The organism is Bacillus sp. FSL E2-8900 (assembly GCF_037966225.1).
Taxonomy (GTDB): Bacteria; Bacillota; Bacilli; order Bacillales; family Bacillaceae_G; genus Bacillus_A; species Bacillus_A cereus.
In genome coordinates, this window is record NZ_CP150193.1 from 265,001 (window position 1) to 267,500 (window position 2,500).

Sequence of the window (2,500 nt, forward strand, 5' to 3'; positions counted from 1 at the left end):
AGGTTTGGCACCTCGATGTCGGCTCATCGCATCCTGGGGCTGTAGTCGGTCCCAAGGGTTGGGCTGTTCGCCCATTAAAGCGGTACGCGAGCTGGGTTCAGAACGTCGTGAGACAGTTCGGTCCCTATCCGTCGTGGGCGTAGGAAATTTGAGAGGAGCTGTCCTTAGTACGAGAGGACCGGGATGGACGCACCGCTGGTGTACCAGTTGTTCTGCCAAGGGCATAGCTGGGTAGCTATGTGCGGAAGGGATAAGTGCTGAAAGCATCTAAGCATGAAGCCCCCCTCAAGATGAGATTTCCCATAGCGTAAGCTAGTAAGATCCCTGAAAGATGATCAGGTTGATAGGTTCGAGGTGGAAGCATGGTGACATGTGGAGCTGACGAATACTAATAGATCGAGGACTTAACCATATAATATGTAGCAAATGTTATCTAGTTTTGAAGGAATATGCCTTCATAGTTTGGTGATGATGGCAGAGAGGTCACACCCGTTCCCATACCGAACACGGAAGTTAAGCTCTCTAGCGCCGATGGTAGTTGGGACCTTGTCCCTGTGAGAGTAGGACGTCGCCAAGCAACTTTAAGACGAGTCAGAATGACTCGTCTTTTTTGTGTTTTATAACTTCTTTTTAAAGCTAAATATTTTGAAGTGCTTCTCGCTTTTTAAAAAGGTTTTTGAGTACGTAGCTATATAAGTTTTATTCAATTTCTTTCGTGATTTTTTATATGTAATTTAAGATTTTCTATTTTATTTCTTAAAGATAGGATTCATCAGTGTGTTAAAATAGTACAGTTGTTTTTGATGTACTTTAATATAAGAAGATTTAAGTTAGAAAAGGAGATAATATGAAAAAGATAAGTATAATTACTATAGTAGTCTTAGTCCTGCTAGTAATCGTGTATATGTTAGTTGGAAATTATTTTTATAACTATGCGTTAAATGCGAAACAAGAAAAGGAATTTTTGCAAGATAATCCTCATTTAGTAGAAACGGTAAGTGCATCGGGAGATGTATTGGCTGCAAATGAAGAAAAGAATGCAAACTTCGTATCGAAGTATAAACCTAACACATTATCTATACGTTCTTTCGATAAATTAAATTTAAAAGGTTATGAATATATGAATGAACCATCTAGTCATAAATGGGCAATTGTAGTTCATGGATACAATGGTAGAGCATCAGAAATGACGAAATATGTTCGTAATTTCTATGAACAAGGCTATAATGTCATAGCACCAGACCTTCGTGGACATGGAAATAGTGAAGGAGATTATGTTGGTATGGGCTGGCATGATCGTAAAGATGTTTTGATTTGGATTCAACAAATCTTAAAGAAAGATCCTAATGCTGAAATAGCTCTATTTGGTGTTTCGATGGGCGGGGCAACTGTAATGATGACTTCAGGAGAAGATTTACCTTCTAATGTTAAAGTTATTATTGAAGATTGTGGATACTCAACTGTTATTGATGAATTTACTTATCAACTAAAAGATTTATTCCATTTACCGAAGTTTCCTGTTATGAATGCGGCAAATACGGTTACTAAATTAAGAGCTGGTTACGATTTAGAAGAGGCTTCAGCTGTAAAACAAGTAGCGAAAAGTAAAACACCTATGTTATTCATTCATGGGGATGCTGATACATTCGTTCCTTTTGAAATGTTAGATGAAGTATATAATGCTGCAAAAGTAGAAAAAGAGAAATTAATTGTTCCAGGTGCTGGACATGGAGAAGCGGAGAAAGTAGATTCGAATAAATATTGGAATACTGTATGGAAGTTCGTAGGGAAGTATATTCCGGCATAATTAAAATTGTTGCATTTATATAGACGATAATCGGAGGGATAATAGTTAATCCTTTTGATTATCGTTTTTTTGTTAATTAGGTATTCTGCTATAAGTGTGTTTTTGTATGTACTATATGAAGGAGATAGAGCAAAAACTTTTGAATTCCTTAATCTCAGTGCTACAATGATTGAAAACTAAATGTTAATGAGGTGTTTTTATGAAAATTGAAGCATGGTCGGATTTTGTATGCCCATTTTGCTATATTGGGAAACGTAGATTAGAGATGGCTTTAGAGCAATTTCCACATAAGAAGGATGTTGAAGTTGAGTTTAAAAGTTTTGAATTAGACCAAAATGCTCCAATCTATTCTGGAACAAGTATTAATGAAGTACTTGCATCAAAGTATGGAATTAGTATTGAAGAAGCTAAGCGTAATAACGTACAGTTAGGAAATCATGCAGCTAGTATGGGTTTAAGTTTTAATTTTGATGAGATGAAGCCGACTAATACTTTTGATGCGCATCGTCTTGCGAAGTTTGCAAAGAATCAAGGGAAAGAAAAAGAGATTACAGAAAATCTACTTTTTGCATATTTCACTGAATCGAAAAATTTAAGCGATGTGGATACACTTGCTACTATCGCTGAAGCTTCAGGTTTAGATAAGCAAGAAGCTTTAAATGTTATTAATGATAAAAATGCGTATGCAAATGA

At 36.3% G+C, this 2,500-nt stretch carries 2 protein-coding genes and 2 rRNA genes (2 of these 4 cut by a window edge); all 4 read left to right on the plus strand.

Going from position 1 to position 2,500, the window contains the following annotated elements; genetic code table 11:
• Positions 1–412 (plus strand): 23S ribosomal RNA (locus NST90_RS01490) (it extends 2,510 nt beyond the left edge of the window).
• A 49-nt stretch (positions 413–461) separates the two neighbouring features.
• A 5S ribosomal RNA gene (gene rrf, locus NST90_RS01495) occupies positions 462–577 on the plus strand.
• 270 nt (positions 578–847) lie between these two features.
• On the plus strand, positions 848–1,807 hold the full coding sequence (locus NST90_RS01500) for an alpha/beta hydrolase (protein ID WP_000723981.1): 960 nt from the start codon (positions 848–850) through the stop codon (positions 1,805–1,807).
• Between the two features lie 199 nt (positions 1,808–2,006).
• Positions 2,007–2,500 carry the 5' portion of a DsbA family oxidoreductase gene (locus NST90_RS01505; protein ID WP_000687403.1) on the plus strand. Its footprint extends 238 nt past the window's final position, so only the first 494 of its 732 coding nucleotides appear in the window; the start codon lies at positions 2,007–2,009; its stop codon lies off the right edge, out of view.

What these genes read in the sequence shown, in the direction of transcription:
- NST90_RS01500 (WP_000723981.1), top strand. Translation starts at nt 848, where the DNA reads ATGAAAAAGATAAGTATAATTACTATAGTAGTCTTAGTCCTGCTAGTA.